Raw genomic sequence first — 23104 nt, 5'->3', positions numbered from 1 at the left:
GCCGCTTCTGTTGTAGTGTTACGGTCCAGCCCCATTTTCAGGATTTGCCCGCCATGTCACCACGCCCAGCCAAGGCCTCGGCGGATGCGCCCCGCACCCGCGATGCCGAGCGCACGCGCCAGACCATCCTGGAAGCCGCGACCGCCGAGTTCGCGTCGCTGGGCCTGGGCGGGGCCCGCATGGACCGCATTGCCGAACGCGCCAAGGTCGACAAGCGGCTGATCTACTACTACTTCAACAACAAGGACGACCTGTTCCTGGCCGTGATGGAACGCGCCTATGCCGCCATCCGCCAGGCCGAACGGGAACTGCACCTGGAAGCGCTGAATCCGCCCGACGCCGTGCGCAGGCTGGTCGAGTTCACCTGGCACTACTACCTGGAAAACCCGGAGTTCCTGTGCCTGCTCAATAACGAGAACCTGCACCAGGCCACCCACCTGAAGCGCTCGTCCCAGGTGCGGGACATGCACTCGCCCTTCGTGCAATGGCTGGCCGACATCCTGGAACGCGGCCAGGCGCAAGGCCTGTTCCGCGCCGGCGTCGATCCGGTGCAGCTCTACATCTCCATCGCCAGCGTGGCCTATTTCTATCTGTCCAACCAGTACACGCTGTCGGAAATCTTCGGCCGCGACCTGATGGCGCCCCCCGCGCTGGACGAACGGCTGGCCCACATGGTCGACGTCATCCTGGGTTACCTGCGCCCCTGAACGTCTCGCCCTTCACCAGCGGCGTTCCCGTGGCCGCGTAGACGTGCCGGACGACGTCCCCGGCGCCGTCGTCGAAACGGCGCCGCGCGGGCCGCTCGAAAAAGGCCGCCAGCGCCGATTCCGCCGCGTACGTTGGCGTGGCGAAATCGAAGATCTCCAGGTAATGGCCGGGATCGCGGACCTGGCGGAACAACCGGTATTGGGTGCAACCCGGCATGTCCGCGCTGGCCCTTCCCTGCTCCAGTCCATCTGCTTCGGCCAGGTCGCGCGGCGCGCGGAAGGCCCGCAGCAGCACGGCGCCGGGATCCGGATGTTTCCCGTGCGCCACCGACGCCAGGCGGACCAGATTCTGCCGGATGCGGTCCTTGCCGAAGAAAGTCCATATCCGGCCCGACCAGGGCGTCGGATGCGTGACCACGTGCTGGAAGCCCGGACTATCCTCCACGCTTTCGTCGCGCGTCTCGTACAGCGCCAGGAACTTGGGGAAAACCTGGTCGCAGTAATAACGGCGGCCGCTGACGAATCCGTCCAGGCCAACCACCTGCGGGATGTGCTCCAGCTCGTACCATGCATGGAACTCTTCCTCGCGATGCGGCGGCACGTGCAGCCAGACAGCGATCAAACCGGTTGCTTGCATGCTTACTCCATCCTGATGTTGGCGTTCGTGATCACGCGCTGCCATCTCTCCAGCTCGGCATCGACCAGCCTGGAGAAGGCCTCGGGTCCGTCGTTCGAGGGGTCCGCGCCCGCCGAGGCCAACTGGGCCCTGACCTCGGGCTGGGCCAAGGCCTTGCGCAGCTCCGCGTTCAACCGCTCGATGACCGGACGCGGCGTGCCCGCGGGGGCGATCAGGCCGTACCAGGCCACGACCTCGGCGCCGGGCAGCCCGGCCTGGGCCACCGTGGGCACGCCCGGCAGCGCGGACGACGGCTCCGGTCCGGCCACCGCCAGCGCGCGCAACTGGCCCGACTTGATGAAGGACAGCACCGGCGGCACGCCGCTGAACAGGATCTGCACGCGCTGGGCCAGCAGGTCGGTCAGCGCGTCCTGGTTGCCCTTGTAGGGCACGTGCACGATCTCGACGCGCGCCAGCGACTTGAACAGCTCCCCGGCCAGATGGTTGGTGCTGCCCACGCCCGACGAGGCGAAGTTCAGCTTGCCCGGATGCGCGCGGGCGTAGGCGATCAACTCCTGCAGGCTGCGCGCCGGCACCGAGGGATGCACCAGCAGCACGTTGGGGCTGCTGGCGATCACGCCCACCATGGCCAGGTCCTTGCGGGTGTCGAAGGGCATCTTCGATCCGTACAGAGCGGGGTTCACCGTCATCGGTCCGGTCGTACCTATCCCTATCGTATAGCCGTCCCTGGGCGCCTTCGCGACCATGTCCACGCCTATGTTGCCGCCCGCGCCGCCCTTGTTCTCGACCACCACCGGCTGGCCCAGCTGCTGCGACAAGGGTTGCGCCAGCGCGCGCGCCAGGATGTCCACGGTGCTGCCCGCCGCGAAAGGCGCGATCAGGCGTATCGGGCGCGACGGGTAGTCCTGGGCGTGCGCGGTGCCCAGCGCCCCGGTCATGATGGATAGCGCAAGCGCGATGCGTTTCATGGTGTCTCCTCGTTGTCGTTCTTCATGTGTGCGTACAGCGGCAGGCCGGGTTCGGGCAGCCTGGCGGCCAGGATCACGCCCTGCTCCGCCTCGGTCACGTACAGCGTGCGCCGGCCGGGCCCGCCATACGCGGCGTTCGTGGTGCGGCGGCCCGCGCACGAACGGATGCGCAGCAGCGGCTCGCCCATCGCGCTGAACAGCCATACCGAACCGAGTCCCGCATGGACGACGGCCAGATTGCCGCGCATGTCCGTCGCCAGGCCATCGGGGCCGGTCGGGCTGCCCGACAGCTGGATGAAGCGCCCCACCTTGCCGACGCGCCCCGCCTCGTCCAGCGGCACGCTGTAGATGGCGTTGTCGCGGGTCACGGCCAGGTACAGCAGCCGCTCGCCCGGCGCGAAGGCCAGGCCGTTCGGGCCCGCCAGGCTGTCGACCAGCGTTTCCACCTGGCTGGCGCCGCGCCGCAGCCGGCACAGCCGGCCCGTGGGCCGGTTCAGCGCGCTGTCGCCCTGGTCGGTGAAATACAGATCGCCATTGGCCGCGAACAGAAGGTCGTTGACGCCCTGGAGCCGGCGCGCCTCGTCCGGCGCCAGCAGCGTCCGTGGACGGCTGTCCCGGGGCGACATGGCCATGATGCCGTGGCGCCGGTCGGCGATGAACAGGCGGCCGTCGCGGTGCAGCGTCAGGCCGTTGGGCTCGCCGTCGTAGCGGCAGGCCAGCGAGAACCGTCCCGCCGGATCGATGCGGAAGATCCGCCCATGGGCGAGGTCGGTGCAGTACAGCGCCCCGTCCCGATCGAAAGCCGGGCCTTCCAGGAAGGAATGCAGCGGGCCGGCTCCCCGCGCGCGCACCCAGGGCGACGTGGACTGCGTCAGGTGCAGGGATGGCGGCAGCGCGGCGTAGACCTCGGTGGGCAGATCGGGCGGAGCGGCGTACATGGGACCAGGACGGGTGGGACAGCCACCTATAATGGCAGTCGTTCCCCAGCCCGGGTAACGGTTTTTTCAGATGCCCCCATCTGGATCCGCGATGCCCCCCGGGCCACGCCCGCCATGGATCTGCGACGCCTGCGCTACTTCGTCACCATACTGGAAACCGGCAGCTTCTCGCAGGCGGCCGAACGCCTGCACGTCGTGCAGAGCGCGCTTAGCGCGCAGATACAGAAACTGGAGGATTCGCTGGGTACCCGCCTGTTCGTGCGCGATGCCCATGGCGTGCAGCCCACGCCGTCCGGCCGCAAGCTGCTCGGCCACGCCCGCCGCATCCTGGACATGGTGGCGGCCGCCGAACACGATCTGCGGCAGGACGCCGAATCGCCGCGCGGCATCGTGCGCATCGGCATTCCCAGCAGCATCAGCCGCATGATGACCGTTCCCCTGCTGCAGACGGTCGAGCAAGCGCATCCCGACGTCACGCTGCACGTGGTCGAAGCCATGACCGACGAACTCGAAACGCTGTTGAAGCAGAACCGGCTCGAGATGGCCATCCTGTTCACCGTGGGCGAGACCGGCAGCCCCCATCTGATCGATCCCCTGCGCGACGAGCCCCTGTACCTGGTATCCCCGGCGGATGGCTCCACGCCCCCCGCTCGGGCCGTTCCCTTTCCCGAGCTGGCCCGCATGGACCTCGTGCTGCCCACGCTGCGCCACCGTGTGCGCCAGATGCTGTCGCGCGAGGCCGAGCAGCGCGGCCTGGCACTCAGGATCAAGCACGAGCTGGACTCCATGGCCCAGACCGTGCAGTTGATCGCCGCGGGCAACGGCAGCTCGGTCATGATCGTCTCGTCCTTCATCGAGGAATGGCTGGCCGGCCGCGTCCAGGCCACCCCGGTGTCCGACCTGCGCACCGCCGCGCGGGTGGTGCTGGCGACCTCCCATGGCGCCTCGCACAGCGCGGTGGCCGGCATCCGGGATCTGGTCGTCGCGACCTCGGCGCGGCTGGCGCGCGACGGCACCTGGCCCGACCGGCCGGAAAGTTGCCCGCGGCCGCCGGGCTGACCCGGTTTATCCCCAGCCGATGTGGAAAACCCTGGGGACAGCGCGGGCACAACCCCGTTCCACCCAGATTCCATGCGGGTTTCCGGGCTGTGACGCAAAAATGGGCAAGTTCCTCTTCCGCTGCGCAACTTTTGCGCGATCACCGCAATTTCCTGCGCTTGGCCCGCGGCCGCCGGCGCTATGTTCGGCCTTCCACCCATCGCCACGGAGGCCAACCGCATGCCCTCTTCCCTTTCCCTGGATCCCGCCAAGGCCGTCCTGCTGGTCGTCGACATGCAGAACGACTTCGTCTTGCAGGACGCGCCCATGGAGGTTCCCGCCGCGCGCCAGCGCATCCCCGCCATGGCCGCGCTGGTCGCCCAGGCCCGCGCAGCCGGCGTTCCGGTCATCTACACCCAGCATGTGCTGTACGACGAGTTCGATGTATCGCCGCTGGAAACGACACAGCTGCCGCACCTGAAGACGGCCGGCATGCGCGCGGGCACGCCCGGGGTCGAGATCATCGCCGAACTGGCGCCCCGTCCCGGCGAAGTCGTCATCCCCAAGCATCGCTACGACGCGTTCTACAACACCCGGCTCGAAACCGTCATACGCAACATCCGCGGCCGCAACGCGGTCGACAGCGTGATCATCACCGGCACGGTCACCAGCGTGTGCTGCGAGTCGACCGCGCGCAGCGCCTTCATGCGCGACCTGCGGGTCTTCTTCGTTGACGACGCCACCGGCGGCTTCGACGACGCCTCGCACCTCGCCACGCTCACCACCATCGACCGCGTGTTCGGCAAGGTCGTCTCCACGCGCCAGGTCCTGGACGCGCTGGGCGGAGCATGACCATGGCCCGGACATACGCGCACGACACCGCCTATGAATGGAAGGCCGTCACCATCCTGGCGCTGGGCTTCGGCCTGATGGGCCTGGACCGCTGGCTGCTCGCCCCCATGTTCCCCTTCATGATGAAGGACCTGGACCTGTCCTACCAGGACCTCGGCCTGCTGATCGGGGTGCTGAGCCTGGCCTGGGGCGTGTTCTCCATCACCATGGGCCGCGTCTCGGACCGCGTCGGCCGACGCAAGGTCCTGATCCCGGCCGCCATCGCGTTTTCCTGCCTGTCCGGATTGTCGGGGCTGGCCACCGGCTTGATCAGCCTGATGCTCATCCGCACGGTCATGGGCGTTGCCGAGGGCTCGTTCTGCCCTGCCAGCGTGGCCGCGGCCGGCGAAGCGTCCCATCCCCGGCGCCGCGGCCTGAACCAGGGGCTGCAGCAAAGCGCCTTCCCGCTGTTCGGGTTGGGCCTGGCGCCCATCATCGCGACCCAGCTGATGGACGTGCTGCCCTCGTGGCATTACGTGTTCTTCCTGTCGGCGGTGCCGGGCCTGATCCTGGCGTGGTTCATGTACAAGGTCATCCGTGAACCCGGCAAGGGCGTCCAGGCCGGACTGCCCGCCGCGCCGGCGGCCGGGGCCACGCTGTCCTGGAAAGAGCTGCTGCGCCGGCGCAACCTGCTGCTCGCGGTCGGCTCCATCCTGTGCGCGATGACCGGCATCTTCGTGGTGGGCGCCATGGTGCCCAACTACCTGACCGACTATCTGAAGCTGACGCCGCAGCAGATGGGACTGGTGGTCTCGGCCATCGGCATCGGCGGGTTCTTCGGAGAATTCGCCGTGCCGGGCATCTCGGACTTCATCGGCCGCCGCGCGGCCGCCTTCCTGGCCTTCATAGGCGCCGCGCTGGCCCTGTACGCCTTCATCCGGACCGAGGCCTCGCCCTGGGCGCTGTTCGGCGTGCTGCTGGTGGTGTCGTTCTTCTGCTTCGGACTGCTGGCCCTGATGACGGGCCCCATCGCTACCGAAGCGGCGCCTCCCGGCATGGTGGCCTCGGCCATCGGCACGGTCAGCGGCCTGGGCGAGATATTCGGCGGCGGGGTCGCGCCGGTGGTGGCCGGCTACATCGCCCAGCACCACGGCATCCAGTACACGCTGTACCTGGCGCTGGGGGGCATCGCGCTCGGTACCGTGGTGTCGCTGTTCCTGAAGGAAACGGCGCCGCGCAAGGTCGAGGCCGGCGCGCAGGCTCAGGCGTCGTAGTGGCCGGCCGTGGCGCGGTAGGCCGAGGCCGAACTGCCCAGGGCCTTCTTCAAGGCCCTGCCCATTGCGCCCGCCGACGCGAAGCCGCAGACGCTGGCGACATATGAGACGGGCTGGTCCGTCGTCGCCAGCAGGTGGCGCGCCCGCTCCACCCTCATCGCGGTCAGATGGCGATACGGCGACACGCCTTGCGCGGCCTTGAAACAGCGCAGGAAATGGTAGCGGCTCAAACCGCACAAGGCAGCAAGCTCGGCCAGAGAAACATCCTCGGCCAAATGTTCGTCCATGTACCGGGTGACCTTGCGCAGCGCCTGGGGACCCAGGCGCGAGGCCGTCGCGCCTGCGGGCTCCGCCCGCCATTTCTTGCCCAGTTCATTCAGCACCAGGGCGCCGAAGCTGTCGGACAGCAGGCGCGACCCGTGCCCGGCCCCCAGGTCCTGGGAAAACGCCCCCAGGGCCGTGTAGATCAGCGGACTGACGAAACCGCGCTGGGCCAGCGACCACATGCCGTCCACCGGCCGCCGGCACCCCAGTTCGTCGAACATCTCCAGCGCCGCCTGCTGGTCGAACGTCAGCAGCGACACCCGCGCCGGGCCGTCCTTTACCCAGCGAAAGGCGGTACCGGGCGGAATCAGGTGCAGCGGATTGGCGAAATTGACGAAGTGGTCGCGGTATCCCCAGCCCAGATCGAACCTGGCCGATCTCAGCCGGTACTCGTGCGAGACGAGCAGAAGCATGTGAGGCAGCGCCGGACACGACAGCTCATGGGCATCGAAGCTGCAATGCACCACGCTGCCGGCCAGCCGTCCTCCGTAGTCGAACGACTGGTGCAGGCTGTAGGCGCCGGTATCCATCAATACCCGGCGCAAGCGGGCGGCGGTCGGGGAACGGTCGGGGTTCACGGGATCTCCCGGAAGGCGGGAAGGACCCGCATATACTACCCGGCCCCCGGACCGGAGGGCGGACTTATCCCCACTCACTGTGAACAACCCTGGGGAAAGGCTGCGGACAAATCATCCGGCGCCAGCAAGCATGCGGGTTTGCGGGCGATGATGCGAAAATGGGCAATGCCGCGCTAACGGGGGACCAACCCCTCGGCCAGGCGTTGCTTGATGATCTTGCCGGCCGAGTTGCGCTCGAACTCGTCGACGAAATGGAAATGGCGCGGCACCTTGTAGGGAGCCAGCCGTTCCCGGCACCAGGCCGCCAGGGCCGCCGCGTCGCGCGTACCGCGCGTCGTCACGAAGGCCGCCACTTCCTCGTCGAACTCCTTCGAAGGCACGCCCACCACCGCCGCCTCCTGCACGTCGGGATGCGTCATCAGAATGGACTCGATCTCCAGCGGATAGATGTTCACGCCGCCGCGGATGATCATGTCCTTGGCCCGGCCGCACAGGAACAGATAGCCTTCTTCGTTCAGGTAGCCCAGGTCGCCCGGGTAGAAGAAACCGTCGCGGAAGGCCTCGATGCTGGCTTCCTCGTCGCGGTGGAAACCCTGCGCCACGGTGGCGCCGTCATAGCGGATGCGTCCGACCGCCCCCGGCGGCAGCGGCCGGTCCTGGTCGTCGACGATTTCCAGGCGCACGCCGAACACCGGGCGGCCGACCGAGGCGGGATGCGCCTCCAGTTCCTGGTTGGACAGCACGGTCACGCCGCCGCCCTCGGTGGAGCTGTAGTACTCGATGAAGTTGGGACAGACCTCGTTGCGGATCCGGCGCCTTTCCTCGGCCGTCAACGGCGAGCCCGACGAGATCAGCGTGCGCAGGCCGCGCAGCGGCGCCACGTCGCGCGGATCGGCCTGCAACACGCGGCGCAGCAGCGTGGGCACCAGGAAGGTGATCGTGGCGCCGGTCCGCGCCACCTCGGCGGCCAGTTCCTCGACCTTGTAGGGCGGCGGGCACAGCACCGCCGTGGCCCCCACGTACAGCGACGAGACCGAGAACGCACGCCCGCCGCCGAAGTACAGCGGCGTGGCGTTGATGTAAGTCTCGCGGCTGCCGAACCCCAGGTCGGCGTAGTGCGTGAAGAAGCGGCTCATGAACTGCGCGTGCGACAGCAGCGGCCCCTTGGGGCGCCCCGTGGTCCCCGACGACAGCGACAGGCAGAAGCCCCGGTCCTCGTCCGCATAGCGGTCGCGCGCCACCACCCGTTCCGAGCGGGCCAGCCAGGCCTCGTCGACCGCCATGCACAACCCGGGCGCGAAATCGTCCCCGGGCTCGACCAATACGCAGCGCGCGCCGAAATGCCGCGCCACCCTGAGTTTCTCGCCGGCCTGCCAGCGGCAGTCCACCGGCAGGATCACCGCCCCCGCCCGCGCCACGGCATACAGCATCACCAGGTGCTCGGGCGTGTCCTTCAGCGCCACGCCCACCACGTCGCCGGGCTGCACGCCGGTCTCCAGCAATAGCGAGGCCCACTGACGCACGAGCAGGTCGAGCCGCCGGTAGTCGATGACCCGCTCGCGATGGATGATGGCGGGCTTGGTGGGCCGCTGGCTGGCGTGCAGGGCCAGCTGGTCCGCGACGTTCGCGCCGCGCATCGGCATGACAGCACTCATCGGTCCAGCCCGTAGACGCGCAGCACGTTGGCGCGCAGCAGCTTTTCGCGCGGGCCGGGGCGCAGGCCCAGGGCCTCGATTTCGTCGCGCGCCCGCTTGAAGTCCAGGATGGGGAAATCGGTGCCGAATATCACCTTGTCCTGGCCGTAGCTGTCGATGTACTTCACGAAGGCCTCGGGCCAGTACCGGGGGCTGTGGGCATCCGTGCCGATATAGACGTTGGGATGCTTCCAGGCCATGGCGATCATCTCCTCGGTCCAGGGTATGCCCACGTGTATCCCGATGATCTTCAGCTCGGGAAAATCGCAGGCCACCGCGTCCAGGCAGATGGGCCGGCCCACGCTGCGCAGCCGGTGCGAGGGATCGTAGATCATGGACTGCCCCACCTGGAGCTGTACCGGCACGTCCAGCTCCGCGCACTTGGCGTAGAAGGGATACCACTTCGCATGGTCGGGTGCGAGTTCGAACCAATGGGGGTAGAAATGCGCGCCGATGAAGCCGTACTCCCGCACGCCCTTCTCCAGTTCGCGCACGCCCCGCATGCCTTCCGTGGGATCCAGTCCGGCCAGCCCGTGGAAGCGGTCCGGATGGCGATTGACCGCCTCGGCCACCGCCTCGTAGGGCACGTGATAACTGGCGCGGTGCTGCCAGGGCCCGACCTTGGCGGCGATCAGAAAGGCCTGCTCGATGCCGGCGGCATCCATGCGACGCAGCATGTCTTCGTGCGACAAGCCCTGCATGACGGCGGTATCGACGTTCATCTTGCCGCTGTAGAAGGCATCGCGCTTGGGCCGCTGCGCCAGCAGCTCCGGCGTCCAGATGTTGACCACGGCGTCGATGGCCGGGATGTCGTAGCTGTGTGAGGTCATCGCGTCCTCGGTTACGGCGTCAGGTTGGCATTGGCGACGGCCTGCTTCCAGGCCGCCAGGTCCTGCTCGATCTTCCTGGCGAACTCGGCCGGGCCGGTCGGATGGGGATCCAGGCCGCTGGCCAGCAGCCGGTTCCTGATGTCCGGCATCGCCATCGTTTCCTTCAGCGCGTCGGCCAGCGTCTGCACCACGTCCCTGGGCGTGCCCGCTGGCGCCATCAGCCCGTACCAGACATTGAAGTCGAAGCCCGGCACCGTCTCGGACACCGCCGGCACCTCGGGCAGCACCGACGAGCGCGACTGGGTGCTGACCGCGATCGCCTTGAGCTTGCCCGCGCGGATAAGTTCCAGCGCCCCGCCCAGGCTCACGAAGGCGGACTGGATCTGGCCGGACATGATGTCGACCTGGATCTGCGAGGATCCCCGGTACGGCGCATGGACCATCTGGATGCCGGCCATCTTGGCCAGCGTGGCGCCCGCCACGTGCGTGCTGCTGCCTATGCCCACCGATCCGTAGGTGATCTTGCCGGGGTTCTTCTTCGCGTAGTCGATGAACTCGCGCATGTTGCCGGCCGGGAACGACGGCGCCACCACCAGCACCGTGGACCCCGACACGATCTGCCCGATGGGCTGGAAGTCCTTGATCGAATCGTAGCTGGGCTTGTCGGGCAGCCAGGGGCTGATGGCGATCGGTCCGACGTTGGCGAACAACAGCGTATAGCCATCGTTGCGGGAGCGCGCCACGTAGCTGGTGCCTATGCTGCCGTTGGCACCGCTGCGGTTCTCCAGCACGAAGGGCTGGCCGAACTTCTGCGAGAACTTCTCCAGCAGCGGTCGGATGATGGCGTCGGACGGGCCGCCCGGCGCCCAGGTATTGATCATCATGACCGGGCGCGACGGATAGTCCTGCGCACGGACCGCGGCCGGGGCGCCGGCCGCCAGCGCGGCGCACAGGATGGCCAGATGCTCACGAAGCTTGATGCGGGATCTCATTTCGCCTACCTCATCGTCTACAGGACTTGCATCGCATGCCGGGCGGGCCATCCCGCCCGGGTCAAACCGGTTTCAGGATCAGGTTGCCGTGCTCGTCGGTCGTGGCCGAGAAACCCGGCTCCAGCCACACGGTGGTATCGGGCTGCTCGAAGATGGCCGGCCCCTCTACCCGCGTACCCACGGGCAGGTCCAGGCGCGCATGGCGCGGCACGTCCGTCCAGGCGCCATCGACGTGGACGCGCTGCGTGCCGGCCGGCCCGGACGATACATCGCCCGGCGGCGCCAGCAGGCGCAGGTCGAACTTCGGCCGCACGCCCACCCGTGCGTAGCGCAGGTTCATGATGCGTACGGGGATGCCGGGCAGCAGCCTTCCGAACTCGGTACGGTACGCCGCTTCGAACGCGGCCGCCACGGCCTGCGCGTCCAGGCGGTCGGCCTCGACCGGCACCATCACCGTATGGGTCTGGCCCTGGTAGAGCATGTCCAGGAAGAGTTCCTCGCGCACCGAGGCGATGGCCACGCCGGCCGAGGCCAGGTGCGTGTCGCAGCGTTCGCGGAACTCGGACACCAGCGCGCGCAGGGTTTCGAAATCCACGTCGCCCAGACCGCGATTGATGGTCCGCACCGCGTCGTGGCGCAAGTCGGCCATCACGCATCCCAGCGCCGAGGTCACGCCGGGATAGCGCGGCACGATGCCCGTTTCCACGCCGGTTTCGCGCATCATCGCGCACACGTGCAACCCGCCTCCGCCACCGAAGGGCATGTAGGCGAAGCGGCGCGGGTCGTGTCCCTTCTCGATGGACACCAGGCGCAAGGCGCCGGCCATCTTGGCGTTGGCCACGGTCAGGATGGCCTCGGCCGCTTCCAGCGCGTCCAGGCCCAGCGGCTCGGCCACATGGGTCTGGATGGCGGCGCGCGCCAGTTCCACGTCCAGCTTGCCCAACAGCCCGCCGCCCAGCGGCCGCGCGGCGTCGATGCGGCCCAGCAGCAGGTTGGCGTCGGTGACCGTAGGGTAGGGATTGCCATGCCCGTAGCAGGCCGGCCCCGGACGGCTGCCCGCCGATTCCGGCCCCACCTGCAGCATGCCGCCGGCATCCACCTTGGCGATCGACCCGCCGCCGGCGCCTATGGTCTCGATCTGTATCATCGGCGAGCGCACGACCATGCCGAAGGCGATGCTGGTCTGCTCGGCCAGCGCCACCCGCCCGTCCACCACCAGCGAGACGTCGAACGAGGTTCCGCCCATGTCCCCCGTCATCACGTCCGGATGGCCCGCCGCCCGCGCGATCGCGGCGCAGGCGATGACGCCCGCCGCGGGTCCGGACAGCGTCGTGCGCACCGGCAGCTCGCAAGCCGTCTGCCGCGACATCACGCCGCCGTTGCTCTGCACGATCATCAATTGCCCGTCGAAGCCGCGCTCGCGCAGGTCGCCTTCCAGCCGCCGCAGGTAGCCGCCCACGACGGGCTGCAATGCCGCGTTCAGGCTGGCCGTGGAGACGCGCTCGAATTCACGGATCTCGGGCAGGACCTCGGCCGACGAGGTCACGCAGTCGTTGGGCCACAATTCGCGCACGCGCGCCACCGCTGCCGCTTCGTTGGCCGGGTTGGCATAGGTGTTGATGAAGAAGACGCAGACCGCCTCGCACCCCTGCGCCAGCAGTTCGCCCACGCAGGCCGCGACCTGGCCCAGGTCCACTTCCGTATGGACCGAGCCGTCGGCCAGCACGCGCTCGTCCACTTCCTTGCGCAGGTCGCGCGGCACCGGCGGCAGGTATTCTCCGCGCAGCCCCCAGGTATGCGGCCGGTCGCGCCGCCGCATCTCCAGCACGTCGGCGAAGCCGCGCGTGGTGATCAGTCCCGTGCGCGCGGCCCTGCGCTCCAGCAGCGCATTGGTGCCGACGGTGGTGCCATGGATGATGGTGGCGATACCCGCCGCGCCGTCGGCGGCATCGTCCAGCCGCGCGATGCCATTCATGAAGCCCACCGCTTCCTCGCCTCGCGTGGACGGGACCTTGACCACGGCCACCGACTGGTCCGCCTCGTCCAGCACGAACAAGTCGGTGAATGTCCCTCCCACGTCGACGCCGACGACCCGCTGCTGCCCGCTCACTGCCCACCCTCCGTCACATATCCCATGGCCCGGTCGCGCTCCACGACGGCGCCGTCGCGCCGCGCGGGATCGCCATAACCGCCTCCGCCCGGCGTCTCCAGCCTGACCCGGTCGCCGCGGGACAGCGGTATGCCCATCATCTTCGACACCATGGGCGGGGTCCGCCACTGGCCGTCCACACGGTAGCTGAACCGGTTCAGCGCGCCGTTGCCGCCTCCCGCGATGCCCTTGGGAGCCGACTTGCCGCGTTCGCCGAAGACGAAGGCCTGCGCTGACTGCTCCAGCAGTTCGATCTCGTAGATCGCGCCCAGGCCGCCCCGGTGCATGCCGGGCCCGCCTGAATCCGGCCGCAGCGACCACTGCGTGAAGCGCACGGGATACGCGGCCTCGATGATTTCCAACGGCGGTATCGTGGCCGTGGAAATGGGCGCGTTGCCGTGGCTCAGGCCATCGCCGCCGGCATGGCCGCCGTGGCCGCCGCCGAAGAAGCTGAACATCACCCAGCGCTGGCCCTGGCGCCCTTCGTCGCTGCGCAGCCCGGCGATGGAAAGCGCGTTGATCGTGCCGTAGGCCTGGGCCACGGCGCGCGTCGGATCGGCCTGCGCCGCCGCGCTGAAGACCACGTCTATCATGCGCAGGATGGTCTCGGTGTAGCCGCCGACCGGCCGGGGCCGCTGCGCCGTGATCAGCAGCCCCTCGGGCATCACGAACTCGACCGCGTCCAGCACGCCGGCATTGGCCGGCACATCGGGAAACAGATGCTTGAGCGCGACATAGCAGGCCGCCACCGCGGTGGCGCGCGAGATATTGACCGCGCCCGCGCAGGGACCCGAGGTGCGCGAGAAGTCCAGCACCAGCCGCTCGCCCTCCACCGTCATGTCCAGCGCGACGCGCAGCATCTCGTCGCGGATGCCGTCATTGTCGAGGTAGTCCTCGAACGAATAGCGGCCATCGGGCAGCGACGCGATGTGCGCCCGCATCAGCTTGCGCGCCCGCTCGCGCAGGGCGCCCATGGCGCCAGTCACCCGCGGTTCGCCATAGGCCGAGAACAATTCGGCCAGGCGGCGCTCGCCCAGCTCCAGCGCCGCGAGCTGCCCGTTCAGGTCGCCCCACAGGCTGTCGGGCATCCGCGTGTTGGCGCGCAGGATGGCCAGCACGTCGGGATTCACCTCTCCTTGCTGCACGATGCGCACCGGCGGGATCTGGACCGCTTCCTGCCAGCACTCGGTGGCGGCCGGGTTGTAGTTACCGGGGACGTTGCCGCCCACGTCGTGCCAGTGCGCCGCCGAGGCCAGGAAACAAACCAGCCGCCCCTCCAGGAAGAAGGGCTTGACCAGCTTGAAGTCGTTGGCATGCGTGCCGCCTTCGTAGGGGTCGTTGAACAGCCAGACCTCGCCCTCGCGCATGCCGCCCAGGGGCTGCGCCGCCTGGACCGCGGCGCGCACGGCGAAGGCCATCGCCCCGACGAACACCGGCAGGCCCGACTTGCCCTGCACGAGCGTATCGCCGGTCGCGCCGTCGTAGATCCCATGGCAGGCATCGTGGGCCTCGGCAATGATGGGATTGAACGCGCTGCGGTAGAGCGTGGCGTCCATTTCATCGGCGATCTGCTCCAGCCGCCCCTTCAGGACCGCCAGCGTGACCGGATCGAGCTTGACTTCCGACATGCGCCCCTCTTGCATTCAAGATACTCCGGAGGACTTTATTTATGATCTATTGTTCTGTCAATAGGACAATTAGAAAGCCGCATCAGCCAACCTCGGCCGCCGCCTGGCCGGTCAAGTCCTCCACCGCCCTCGCCTCGCGCCACAGCGCGTCCGCCTGTCCGTCGTCCAGCGCGGCACGCGCCAGCTCGCGGAACTTGTGCTCCACCCCAGCCTTGTCCAGCGGCGGTACGTGCGTGCCGCCCGGCGAATAGGGGCCGTGTTCGGACGGCGTGCCGTACTCCATCATGCAGGTGCCGGTGCGCCGGCCGCCCCCGCGCAGCGCGATCTCGACCCGCGCCGGCAGGTAGCGCGGATATAGCGCCGCATACGCCTCGTCCACATGCAGGTGGATGCGGGGATACAGCCGCGTCACCTCCGGCTCGACAGCGGGCCTCCGTACGTTCGACAGGTCGTACCGGCCGTGGCACAAGGCGCTGGCCACGGTCCAGACCACGCTCATCAGGCGGTCGTACAGCTCGTGCGACGGTCCGGGCGCCTGTCCGAAGCGCAGCGCGACCGGATAGGTGTGCACGTCGACGCGTTCGATGTCCCGCGCGGCCAACGCCCCGCCGCTCCAGATGGCCTGGATGGCATCGATGGCCGGCTGGGCATGGCGGCAGGCGGGAATGGGCTTGAAGTACACGCCGTCCAGCGTCTCGCCGCGCCAGGTTTCCGGATCCTGCGCGAGCCCCCGGCTGCGCAGCACGTCCAGGACGCCCGGGTCGGCGCCGCCCTCGAAGACACGTGCGCCCGCCCCCAGGCCGGCGCGCGCCAGCTTCACCGATTCGATGGCGCAGCGCGCCGCCAGGCCGCCATGCAGCGGCACCGCCGAACCGTGTTCGGTCAGGCCGCGCAGCGCCGCCGCGGGAAACGAAAAGGCCGCGTTGCCGATCGCGCGCGCCAGGGTGTCCTCGTCCAGTTCCAGCAGGCGTCCCAATGCGGCGGTCGCCCCGATCGCGCCGGTGCACGAGGTCGGCGCCAGCCCCGCCAGCGTCAGGGCCGGATGCGCGCTGGCCGCCAGCCGGTTCGCGACCTCGTAGCCGACCGCGATGGCCATATGGACCGATGCCATGCTCCGGTCCTCGCGCATGCACCACACCGCGGGAATGATGGTGTTGCAAGGATGATTGCCGCCACTGCCGTAGCCGTCGTGCCATTGCAGCAGCGAGCCCAGGGTGCTCATCGCGATGGCGGCCGACTCCGGACTCAGGCCGGCCGGCGCGCCGGGAATCCGAACTTCGCCCGGCTGCGCCAGCACGAAGGCCGATTCGGCCTCGGGCAGGCTGGATCCGGCCAGCACGCAGCCCAGGAAGTCCGCCAGGATCAGCGCGACCTTCCCGCGCCGGGCCGGCGACAGGTCCGCGCGCCGCAGGCCCAGCGCGAACGCCGCCAGCCGCCGCGCCAGCGGCCGGCTTTCCCCGTCGACGTTCGGCGGGCGGGCCGTCATTTCAACAACGCCCGGGCGATCAGCATGCGCTGGATCTCGGATGCGCCTTCGCCGATGCGGTAATGCCGCACGTCGCGATAGAAACGCTCGACCGGCACGCCGCGGATCAGGCCCGAGCCGCCCAGTATCTGCACCGTCCGGTCGGCCACCCGCCCCACCATCTCGGAGCAGAACAGCTTGACCATGCTGGTGGCCGTGCCCGCGTCCTGGCCTGCATCGATACGCCGCATGGTGTCGTAGGCCAGCGACCGCGCCAGCGCCAGTTCGGTGGCCGAATCCGCCAGCATCCATTGAATGGCCTGCCTGTCGGCCAGTGGCTGGCCGAAGGTGACGCGGGTCTTGGCGTAGGCCACGGCTTCTTCCAAGAGCCGGTCGGCCGTGCCTATGCACGCGGCCGACACTCCCATGCGGCCGCTGGCCAGCGACCCCATGGCGATGCCGAATCCGCCGCCGACCTCGCCCAGCACCGCCTCGTCGGGTACGAAACAGCCGTCGAAGCGGATCTCGGCCAGTTCGATGGGATCGGAGCCGATGGTCTTGTCCACTCGCGCGATGTGCATACCCGGCGTGCCCTGGTCCACCAGGAAGGCCGTGATGCCGCCCCGCGCGCGCCGCGCCGCATCGGTCACGGCCAGCACCATGACCACCTGCGCACGATGCGCGGCGCTGATGAACTGCTTCAGCCCGTTGATCACCCACCCCCCCGCCGTTTTCTCCGCCGTGGTGCGCAAGGCGGCCGCGTCCGACCCCGCCTCGGGCTCGGTCAGCGCGAAGCTGCCCAGCCATTCGCCGCTGGCCAGCCGGGCGACGTATTTGCCGCGCTGCGCCGGCGTCCCATGGCGCGCGATGCCGATAGGCGTCAGCCCGCTGGTGCAATCGAGCATGACCGTGAAGACGCGGTGCGAGCGCGCCACTTCCTCCATCACCAGGCAATAGGTGGCCAGGTCGAATCCCCCTCCGCCGTATTCGGCGGGCAGGCGCATGCCCAGGTAGCCCTGTTGGCGCATCTCGGCCAGCGCGGAAGGCGCCAGTTGGCCGTCCTGGTCCATCTGGCGGGCCAGGGGCTCCAGCCGTTCACCGACGAAACGGCGGATGGCGGGACGCATTTCGGCCAGCTCCGGCGTGCAATCTTGCTGCATGGGGCTTGAATAATTCATTATATGAATTGATAATTCGTTTTATGAATTTATTCTGGGCTTCACCTTGAAGGGTGTCAAGGCCCGCCCGCGCCATGAAAGAAACCGATCCGCTGTTCGTTACCGCGCTGGCCCGGGGCCTGGAAATCCTGCGCTGCTTCACGCCCGCGCGCGCCGAACTGGGCACCACGGAAATCGCCCGGCTGACCGGTCTGCCGCAGCCCACCGTCTGGCGGCTGTGCAAGACGCTGGCGGCGCTGGGCTATCTGGTGCCCACCGCCAACGACAAGCTGCGCGTGGGCGCGGCCGCCCTGCTGCTGGGCTATGCCGTGGTCGCGCAGACCGGGATCAATGACTATGCCGTGCCGCTCATGAAGGCCGCCGCCGATACCCTGGGCACCACGGTGCTGCTGGCCGAGCGGCACGAAGCCAGCATGGTGGTCATCCAGCGTTGCGAGCCCGCCCAGGTGCGGCGCGTGATGCTGCACATCGGCTCGACCGTGGGCCTGACCGATTCATCGTTGGGATTGGCATACCTGGCGGCCCAGCCGCGGGCCGAGCGCGAACGCATCATTGCCGGGTTGCAGGCGGATGGGCGATGGGATGCCGGCCAGGCCCCCGGCCGGCTGCGGGCGGCGCTGGACGACTACGAACGGCATGGCGCGGTGCTCATGCGCTATCCGCAAGAGCATTTCACCGCCATCGGCGTCCCGGTCCAACCCGCCGACCGTCACCGCACGCTGGTGCTGACCTGCGGCGCCTCGGACGCCTTGTTCACCGACGCCCACGTCGCCGCCACCGTCGCGCCCACGCTGAAACGCCTGGCGGCGGAAATCGCCCCGCTGCTGATAAAGCGATAAACCGGGGCTACCCTACGCTTCCCCAGAGGTCGTGATCGTCGGAGCGGGCGATGCGGACGGAAATGATGTCGCCCACCTTGTAGCGCTTCCAGGGCTTGTCCACGGGCGCCACATAGACCTTGCCATCGATGTCGGGCGCATCGCCCATGGAGCGGGCAATGCCGCCTTCGGGGCCCACCTCGTCCACCACGCACTTGATGACCTTGCCGACGCGGCGCGCCAGGCGCTTGCGGGACACCGCTTCCTGGACCTGCATGAAGCGGGCCTGGCGCTCCTGCCGGACGTCGTCGGGCACGGGATCGGGCAGTTCGTTGGCGGCTGCGCCTTCGACCGGCGAATAGGCGAAACAGCCCACGCGGTCGAGCTCGGCCTCGCGCAGGAAGTCCAGCATTTCCTCGAACTCGGCCTCGGTCTCGCCGGGGAAGCCGGCGATGAAGGTGCTGCGTATCGTCAGGTCCGGACAGATCGCGCGCCAGGCGCGGATGCGGTCCAGGTTGCGTTCGGACGAGGCCGGACGCTTCATCAGCTTCAGGATGCGCTGGCTGGCATGCTGGAACGGCACGTCCAGGTACGGCAGCACGCGGCCGCCGTTCTCGTGGACCTCGTTCATCAGCGGCAGGACTTCGTCCACGTGCGGATAGGGATACACGTAGTGCAGGCGGATCCAGGCGCCCAGCTTGGACAGTTCGCGCACCAGCTCGGTCATCCGGGTACGCACCGCGCGGCCGTCGACGAAGCCGGTGCGGTACTTCACGTCCACGCCATAGGCGCTGGTGTCCTGCGAAATGACCAGGATTTCCTTGACGCCGGCCTTGACCAGGTTCTCGGCCTCGCGCATGACCTCGTGGATGGGCCGCGACACCAGGTCGCCGCGCATGGACGGGATGATGCAGAAGCTGCAGCGATGGTTGCAGCCCTCGGATATCTTCAGGTAGGCGTAGTGCTTGGGCGTCAGGCGCACGCCCTGCGGCGGCACGAGGTCGCTGAAGGGATCGTGGGGCTTGGGCAGGTGCTGGTGCACCGCCTGCATGACCTCGTGGGTCGCGTGCGGCCCCGTCACGGCCAGGACCTTGGGATGCATCTTCTGCACCACGCCCTCGCCGTCGGACTCCTTCTTGGCGCCCAGGCAGCCGGTCACGATGACCTTGCCGTTGGCCTGCAAGGCCTCGCCTATGGTGTCCAGGCTTTCCTTGACCGCATCGTCGATGAAGCCACAGGTATTGACGATGACCAGGTCCGCGTCCTCGTAGGTCTTGGAGGTCTCGTAGCCTTCGGCGCGCAGCTGGGTCAGGATCTGCTCGGAGTCCGAGGCCGCCTTCGGACAGCCCAGGCTGGCGAAGGCCACGCGGGGAATGGCGGTGTTGATCGGGGAATCGGATGAATGGATGGACATCGGGCGCACCGCGAGCGCGACTCGCGGCCGGAATTAGCGGAATGGGGGCATTTTACCGGGTTACGGCAGCCGCCCCCCCGCGCTACTTGCGCTCGTCGTCCTTGGACGCGGAGGTGAAGGGAAAAGTGGTGAACATGGACCGGGTCTGGTTCTGCATCTGGTCCTGCATCTGCACGAACAGGTTCTTGCTCTGCTCGATGTAGTTGCTCATCATGCTCTGGATCATCGGCGTCTGGACGTTCATGAACTGCGCCCAGGCCTCGGGGCCGAACTGGCCGCCGTACAGGCCCTTGGACTGCTCGCCCAGCTTGTTCTGGATCTCCATGAAGGCCTGGATGTTCTTTTCCAGGTACGAACCCATGATGCCCTGCATCGCATGGCCGTAGAAACGGATGATCTGGGCCAGCATGGTGGACGTGAACATGGGCGCGCCGGCGGTTTCCTCTTCCAGGATGATCTGCAGCAGGATGCTGCGGGTCAGGTCCTCGCCGGACTTGGCATCGACGACCTCGAAGGTCTCGTTGTCCAGCACGAGCTGCTTGACGTCGGCCAAGGTGATGTAGGTGCTGGTCTGCGTATCGTATAACCGGCGATTGGGATATTTTTTTATCAACCGCAACGCGTTGCCGGCTCCCGCTTGCTGCGCCATGCTTGCCCCCAACTTAGATTTGTATGAAACCGGTGCGGTCCGCCGACCGCACCAGCCATCAAGTTTAGTCCAACCCGGCGTGGAACGCCTCGGGCCGGATCGGGGCTTACCCCATGTGCAGGCCGCCGTTCAGCGAGAAATCCGCGCCGGTGGAGAATCCCGCGTCGTCGGAGGCCAGCCAGGTCACGATGGAGCCGATCTCGTCCGGCGTGCCCAGCCGCTTCACCGGGATGGTGTCGACGATGCTCTGGAGGACGTCGGGACGGATGGCGCGCACCATGTCGGTACCGATGTAGCCGGGCGAGACCGTGTTGACCGTCACGCCCTTGGACGCCACTTCCTGCGCCAGCGCCATCGTGAAGCCGTGGATGCCGGCCTTGGCCGTGGAATAGTTGGTCTGCCCGAACTGCCCTTTCTGGCCGTTGACCGAACTGATGTTGATGATGCGCCCCCACTTGCGCTCGGTCATGTCGCCGATGACCTGCTTGGTGACGTTGAACAGGCTGTTGAGGTTGGTGTCGATGACGGCCCGCCAGTCCTCCAGCGTCATCTTGCGAAAGACGCCGTCGCGGGTGATGCCCGCGTTGTTGACCAGCACGTCGACCGGACCGAATTCCTCTCGCACCTTGGCGAACGCGGTCACGGTGGAATCCCAGTCCGCCACGTTGCCCACGGAGGCGTGGAACGTATAACCGAGCGCCGATTGTTCGTTCAGCCACTGCTGAGAATCGCGATTGGGCCCGCAGCCGGCGATGACGGTGAACCCCGCCTTGGCCAGCCGCTGGCAGATGACGGTGCCTATGCCGCCCATGCCGCCCGTCACGTACGCTATCTTTCCGCTCATGATGCCTCCTTATGAAACGGCGGAACCCCCCGCCGTTTGACCCGCAGAATACGTATGTCTCCTGTCATACCGCCCTGGTCCGCACGTACTTGCCCGGTGCGGGTTCGATGACGGGATGATCGGCGCCGCCCAGCGCGCCCGGCGCCTTGCCCTGGCGCCCTCCGTGCTCCTTGATCCAGGTTGCCCAGTCGTTCCACCAGCTGCCCGGCACTTCGCGCGCCCCGCCCATCCACGCGGCGGCGTCGGCCGGCAGCTTGCCGTCCTCGCGCACCCAGTAGCTGCGCCGGTTGCGCGAGGCCGGATTGATGACGCCCGCGATATGGCCCGAGGCCCCCAGCACGAAGCGCATCCGCCCGCGCAGCAGCGCGGTCGACGCGTAGGCCGAGGTCCAGGGCACGATGTGGTCCTCGCGCGAGCCGTACACGTAGGCCGGCATGTCGAGCGCGCTCAGGTCCAGTCCCACCCCGCAGGCGCGCACCTTGCCGGGCACCCGCAGGTTGTTCTCGAGATAGGTGTTGCGCAGGTACCAGGCGTAGAACGGTCCCGGCAGGTTGGTGCTGTCGGCGTTCCAGTACAGAAGGTCGAAGGCCGACGGCGCCTGTCCCTTCAGGTAGTTGTTGACGACGTAGTTCCAGACCAGGTCGTTGGGGCGCAGGAAGGCGAAGGTGGTGGCCAGTTCGCGCGCCGCCAGCACGCCGCCCGCGGCGAACTGCTGTTCGCGCATCAGCACCTGGGCTTCGTCGATGAACACGTCGAGCACGCCGGTGTCGGCGAAATCCAGCAGCGTCGTCAGCAGCGTGAGCGAGGCCACCGGGTCCTGGCCGCGCGCCTTCGCCACGGCCAGCGCCGACGACAGCAGCGTGCCGCCCACGCAGAATCCCAGCGCATTGATCTGCGGCTGCCGCGAGATGGACGAGACCGCGCCGATCGCCTCGAGCACGCCTTCCTGCAGGTAGGCGTCCCAGTCGGCATGCTGCACGCCGTCGGCATCGGCCGACAGCGGATTGCGCCACGACACCATGAACACCTGCATGCCCTGTTCGAGCGCGAAGCGCACGAAGGAGTTGTGCGGCTGCAGGTCCAGGATGTAGAACTTGTTGATGCAGGGCGGCACGATCAGCAGCGGGCGCGCATAGGTGCGCGGCGCGAGCGGCTTGTACTGGATAAGCTGGAACAGCCGGTTCTCGAACACCACCGAACCTTCGGTGGTGGCCAGGTTGAGCCCGACCTCGAACGAGGATTCGTCGGTATGGGAAATGCGCCCCTTCTGCAGGTCGGCCATCAGGTTGGCGATGCCCTGCTGCAGGCTTTCGCCGCCGGATTCGAGCAGGCGGCGCTGCGCGTCGGGATTGAGCGCCAGGAAGTTCGAGGGCGACATGGCCTCGACCCATTGCATGGTGGCGAAGCGCAGCCGGTTCAGGACGTGCTCGGGCGCCTCGATGCTGTCGGCCATCTTGAGCATGGTGCGCGCGGACAGCAGGTAGGCATGCGCCATGAAGGCATGTCCGGGGCTGGCGCCCCAGGCTTCACCGGCGAAGCGCTGATCGGACAACGGTTCGAGCTCGCCGGCGCTGGCGGCCCGCCACAGATCGGCCCATTCCTGCGCGAACTCCTGCTGGATCTCCAGCAGCTTCTCGGGGGCCATGGCGTGCCCGCCCGACAGCATGCGACTCGAAGGCGCCGACGACCCAGGCATGTCGACCCTCTGATCCAACATCTGCTGCCATGCTTCCAGCCACGCCAAGGGGTTCGTAGAATCCTGCCTGGACTGACTCACTAGAACACCTTGTTGATTCGATTACGCTAGATGCCATAGTGCATAGCGCGCCTGCGGCTGTCAAATCGCGCAAGACCCGCGCCAATGCCTGCGCGGCGCGCCGATCGGACCGACGTTTCACTCATATTTCATCTTCGCCGACCCATGCATTTTTCCTTCCTCGTCGCCATCGGCTGGCTTTACGTGACACTGCTGATGTCCCTGGCGCAGCCCACGATTCTGGCGGGTATCGCGACCCTGCTGTTCTACGGCCTGCTGCCGGTCGCGATCCTGCTGTACATCTTCACCGCGCCCATGCGCAAGCGGCTGCGCCGCGCGCGCGAAGCGGCGCGCGACACCCCGGAAAACCCTGATCAAGAGAAACCCTGATG

21 protein-coding genes are annotated in these 23104 nt (G+C 68.0%); 6 read left to right on the top strand and 15 right to left on the bottom strand.

Annotation, left to right across the window (positions count from 1 at the left end; translation table 11 throughout):
- Positions 1 to 53: 53 nt before the first annotated feature.
- The gene (locus EGT29_RS13105; protein ID WP_124689416.1) at positions 54 to 707 is read left to right on the top strand and encodes a TetR/AcrR family transcriptional regulator; all 654 of its coding nucleotides are present in this window, start codon (positions 54 to 56) and stop codon (positions 705 to 707) included.
- Here EGT29_RS13105 and EGT29_RS13100 read toward each other — a convergent pair.
- From EGT29_RS13100 to EGT29_RS13090, 3 genes are read right to left on the bottom strand one after another with little or no spacing between them, the layout of a single operon-like run.
- Positions 682 to 1344, bottom strand: a complete 663-nt coding sequence (locus EGT29_RS13100) for a DUF4286 family protein (RefSeq protein WP_124689415.1) — start codon at positions 1342 to 1344, stop codon at positions 682 to 684. The genes EGT29_RS13105 and EGT29_RS13100 overlap by 26 nt on opposite strands.
- Positions 1345 to 1346: 2 nt before the next feature.
- The gene (locus tag EGT29_RS13095; RefSeq protein ID WP_124689414.1) at positions 1347 to 2312 is read right to left on the bottom strand and encodes a tripartite tricarboxylate transporter substrate binding protein; all 966 of its coding nucleotides are present in this window, start codon (positions 2310 to 2312) and stop codon (positions 1347 to 1349) included.
- A complete protein-coding gene (locus EGT29_RS13090; protein ID WP_124689413.1) occupies positions 2309 to 3250 on the bottom strand; it encodes an SMP-30/gluconolactonase/LRE family protein in 942 nt (313 codons plus the stop codon). Before EGT29_RS13090 ends, EGT29_RS13095 begins: the two co-directional genes overlap by 4 nt.
- Positions 3251 to 3364: 114 nt before the next feature.
- Between EGT29_RS13090 and EGT29_RS13085 the strand changes: the two genes are divergently transcribed.
- The 3 genes from EGT29_RS13085 (at position 3365) to EGT29_RS13075 (ending at position 6393) form a co-directional block, all read left to right on the top strand.
- Positions 3365 to 4309, top strand: coding sequence for a LysR family transcriptional regulator (locus tag EGT29_RS13085; RefSeq protein WP_161567815.1), 945 nt, complete (start codon positions 3365 to 3367; stop codon positions 4307 to 4309).
- 219 nt (positions 4310 to 4528) lie between these two features.
- Positions 4529 to 5140, top strand: coding sequence for an isochorismatase family protein (locus tag EGT29_RS13080; RefSeq protein WP_161567814.1), 612 nt, complete (start codon positions 4529 to 4531; stop codon positions 5138 to 5140).
- Between the two features lie 2 nt (positions 5141 to 5142).
- A complete protein-coding gene (locus EGT29_RS13075; RefSeq protein ID WP_124689410.1) occupies positions 5143 to 6393 on the top strand; it encodes an MFS transporter in 1251 nt (416 codons plus the stop codon).
- Here EGT29_RS13075 and EGT29_RS13070 read toward each other — a convergent pair.
- The 8 genes from EGT29_RS13070 to EGT29_RS13035 all read right to left on the bottom strand — a co-directional run bounded on the left by EGT29_RS13070 (position 6381) and on the right by EGT29_RS13035 (position 17213).
- Complete coding sequence (locus EGT29_RS13070) at positions 6381 to 7295, bottom strand: AraC family transcriptional regulator (RefSeq protein ID WP_124689409.1); 915 nt, start codon at positions 7293 to 7295, stop codon at positions 6381 to 6383. The genes EGT29_RS13075 and EGT29_RS13070 overlap by 13 nt on opposite strands.
- A gap of 173 nt (positions 7296 to 7468) precedes the next feature.
- A complete protein-coding gene (locus EGT29_RS13065; RefSeq protein ID WP_124689408.1) occupies positions 7469 to 8950 on the bottom strand; it encodes a class I adenylate-forming enzyme family protein in 1482 nt (493 codons plus the stop codon).
- The gene (locus tag EGT29_RS13060) at positions 8947 to 9819 is read right to left on the bottom strand and encodes an amidohydrolase family protein (RefSeq protein WP_124689407.1); all 873 of its coding nucleotides are present in this window, start codon (positions 9817 to 9819) and stop codon (positions 8947 to 8949) included. The genes EGT29_RS13065 and EGT29_RS13060 overlap by 4 nt, the downstream gene beginning before the upstream one ends.
- 11 nt (positions 9820 to 9830) lie before the next feature.
- Positions 9831 to 10811, bottom strand: coding sequence for a tripartite tricarboxylate transporter substrate binding protein (locus EGT29_RS13055; protein WP_161567813.1), 981 nt, complete (start codon positions 10809 to 10811; stop codon positions 9831 to 9833).
- Positions 10812 to 10872: 61 nt separating this feature from the next.
- Positions 10873 to 12921: a hydantoinase/oxoprolinase family protein gene (locus EGT29_RS13050; protein WP_124689405.1), complete on the bottom strand. Its 2049-nt coding sequence runs from the start codon at positions 12919 to 12921 to the stop codon at positions 10873 to 10875.
- The gene (locus tag EGT29_RS13045; protein WP_124689404.1) at positions 12918 to 14588 is read right to left on the bottom strand and encodes a hydantoinase B/oxoprolinase family protein; all 1671 of its coding nucleotides are present in this window, start codon (positions 14586 to 14588) and stop codon (positions 12918 to 12920) included. Before EGT29_RS13045 ends, EGT29_RS13050 begins: the two co-directional genes overlap by 4 nt.
- Before the next feature lie 82 nt (positions 14589 to 14670).
- The gene (locus EGT29_RS13040) at positions 14671 to 16074 is read right to left on the bottom strand and encodes an MmgE/PrpD family protein (RefSeq protein WP_124689403.1); all 1404 of its coding nucleotides are present in this window, start codon (positions 16072 to 16074) and stop codon (positions 14671 to 14673) included.
- Positions 16071 to 17213: an acyl-CoA dehydrogenase family protein gene (locus EGT29_RS13035; protein WP_161567812.1), complete on the bottom strand. Its 1143-nt coding sequence runs from the start codon at positions 17211 to 17213 to the stop codon at positions 16071 to 16073. The genes EGT29_RS13040 and EGT29_RS13035 overlap by 4 nt, the downstream gene beginning before the upstream one ends.
- Before the next feature lie 92 nt (positions 17214 to 17305).
- Between EGT29_RS13035 and EGT29_RS13030 the strand changes: the two genes are divergently transcribed.
- Positions 17306 to 18070, top strand: a complete 765-nt coding sequence (locus EGT29_RS13030) for an IclR family transcriptional regulator (RefSeq protein WP_124689401.1) — start codon at positions 17306 to 17308, stop codon at positions 18068 to 18070.
- Positions 18071 to 18077: 7 nt separating this feature from the next.
- Here EGT29_RS13030 and rimO read toward each other — a convergent pair whose 3' ends face one another.
- The 4 genes from rimO to phaC form a co-directional block, all read right to left on the bottom strand.
- Complete coding sequence (gene rimO / locus EGT29_RS13025; RefSeq protein WP_124689400.1) at positions 18078 to 19463, bottom strand: 30S ribosomal protein S12 methylthiotransferase RimO; 1386 nt, start codon at positions 19461 to 19463, stop codon at positions 18078 to 18080.
- Positions 19464 to 19545: 82 nt separating this feature from the next.
- Positions 19546 to 20112, bottom strand: coding sequence for a polyhydroxyalkanoate synthesis repressor PhaR (gene phaR / locus EGT29_RS13020; RefSeq protein WP_087841135.1), 567 nt, complete (start codon positions 20110 to 20112; stop codon positions 19546 to 19548).
- Positions 20113 to 20218: 106 nt separating this feature from the next.
- Complete coding sequence (gene phbB / locus EGT29_RS13015) at positions 20219 to 20956, bottom strand: acetoacetyl-CoA reductase (protein ID WP_124689399.1); 738 nt, start codon at positions 20954 to 20956, stop codon at positions 20219 to 20221.
- A 64-nt stretch (positions 20957 to 21020) separates the two neighbouring features.
- On the bottom strand, positions 21021 to 22652 hold the full coding sequence (phaC, locus tag EGT29_RS13010) for a class I poly(R)-hydroxyalkanoic acid synthase (protein WP_238160387.1): 1632 nt from the start codon (positions 22650 to 22652) through the stop codon (positions 21021 to 21023).
- Between the two features lie 225 nt (positions 22653 to 22877).
- Between phaC and EGT29_RS13005 the strand changes: the two genes are divergently transcribed.
- Positions 22878 to 23102, top strand: coding sequence for a hypothetical protein (locus EGT29_RS13005; RefSeq protein ID WP_124689397.1), 225 nt, complete (start codon positions 22878 to 22880; stop codon positions 23100 to 23102).
- Positions 23103 to 23104 lie beyond the last annotated feature (2 nt).

Origin of the sequence: Pigmentiphaga sp. H8 (assembly GCF_003854895.1) — a bacterium.
GTDB lineage: Bacteria > Pseudomonadota > Gammaproteobacteria > Burkholderiales > Burkholderiaceae_B > Pigmentiphaga.
This window is presented reverse-complemented; position numbering and strand designations above follow the sequence as displayed.

Coding starts and splice junctions, on each gene's coding strand:
- EGT29_RS13105 (WP_124689416.1), top strand. CDS start 54: ATGTCACCACGCCCAGCCAAGGCCTCGGCGGATGCGCCCCGCACCCGC.
- EGT29_RS13100 (WP_124689415.1), bottom strand. CDS start 1,344: ATGCAAGCAACCGGTTTGATCGCTGTCTGGCTGCACGTGCCGCCGCAT.
- EGT29_RS13095 (WP_124689414.1), bottom strand. CDS start 2,312: ATGAAACGCATCGCGCTTGCGCTATCCATCATGACCGGGGCGCTGGGC.
- EGT29_RS13090 (WP_124689413.1), bottom strand. CDS start 3,250: ATGTACGCCGCTCCGCCCGATCTGCCCACCGAGGTCTACGCCGCGCTG.
- EGT29_RS13085 (WP_161567815.1), top strand. CDS start 3,365: ATGGATCTGCGACGCCTGCGCTACTTCGTCACCATACTGGAAACCGGC.
- EGT29_RS13080 (WP_161567814.1), top strand. CDS start 4,529: ATGCCCTCTTCCCTTTCCCTGGATCCCGCCAAGGCCGTCCTGCTGGTC.
- EGT29_RS13075 (WP_124689410.1), top strand. CDS start 5,143: ATGGCCCGGACATACGCGCACGACACCGCCTATGAATGGAAGGCCGTC.
- EGT29_RS13065 (WP_124689408.1), bottom strand. CDS start 8,950: ATGAGTGCTGTCATGCCGATGCGCGGCGCGAACGTCGCGGACCAGCTG.
- EGT29_RS13060 (WP_124689407.1), bottom strand. CDS start 9,819: ATGACCTCACACAGCTACGACATCCCGGCCATCGACGCCGTGGTCAAC.
- EGT29_RS13055 (WP_161567813.1), bottom strand. CDS start 10,811: ATGAGATCCCGCATCAAGCTTCGTGAGCATCTGGCCATCCTGTGCGCC.
- EGT29_RS13045 (WP_124689404.1), bottom strand. CDS start 14,588: ATGTCGGAAGTCAAGCTCGATCCGGTCACGCTGGCGGTCCTGAAGGGG.
- EGT29_RS13040 (WP_124689403.1), bottom strand. CDS start 16,074: ATGACGGCCCGCCCGCCGAACGTCGACGGGGAAAGCCGGCCGCTGGCG.
- EGT29_RS13035 (WP_161567812.1), bottom strand. CDS start 17,213: ATGCAGCAAGATTGCACGCCGGAGCTGGCCGAAATGCGTCCCGCCATC.
- EGT29_RS13030 (WP_124689401.1), top strand. CDS start 17,306: ATGAAAGAAACCGATCCGCTGTTCGTTACCGCGCTGGCCCGGGGCCTG.
- rimO (WP_124689400.1), bottom strand. CDS start 19,463: ATGTCCATCCATTCATCCGATTCCCCGATCAACACCGCCATTCCCCGC.
- phaR (WP_087841135.1), bottom strand. CDS start 20,112: ATGGCGCAGCAAGCGGGAGCCGGCAACGCGTTGCGGTTGATAAAAAAA.
- phbB (WP_124689399.1), bottom strand. CDS start 20,956: ATGAGCGGAAAGATAGCGTACGTGACGGGCGGCATGGGCGGCATAGGC.
- phaC (WP_238160387.1), bottom strand. CDS start 22,652: ATGCCTGGGTCGTCGGCGCCTTCGAGTCGCATGCTGTCGGGCGGGCAC.
- EGT29_RS13005 (WP_124689397.1), top strand. CDS start 22,878: ATGCATTTTTCCTTCCTCGTCGCCATCGGCTGGCTTTACGTGACACTG.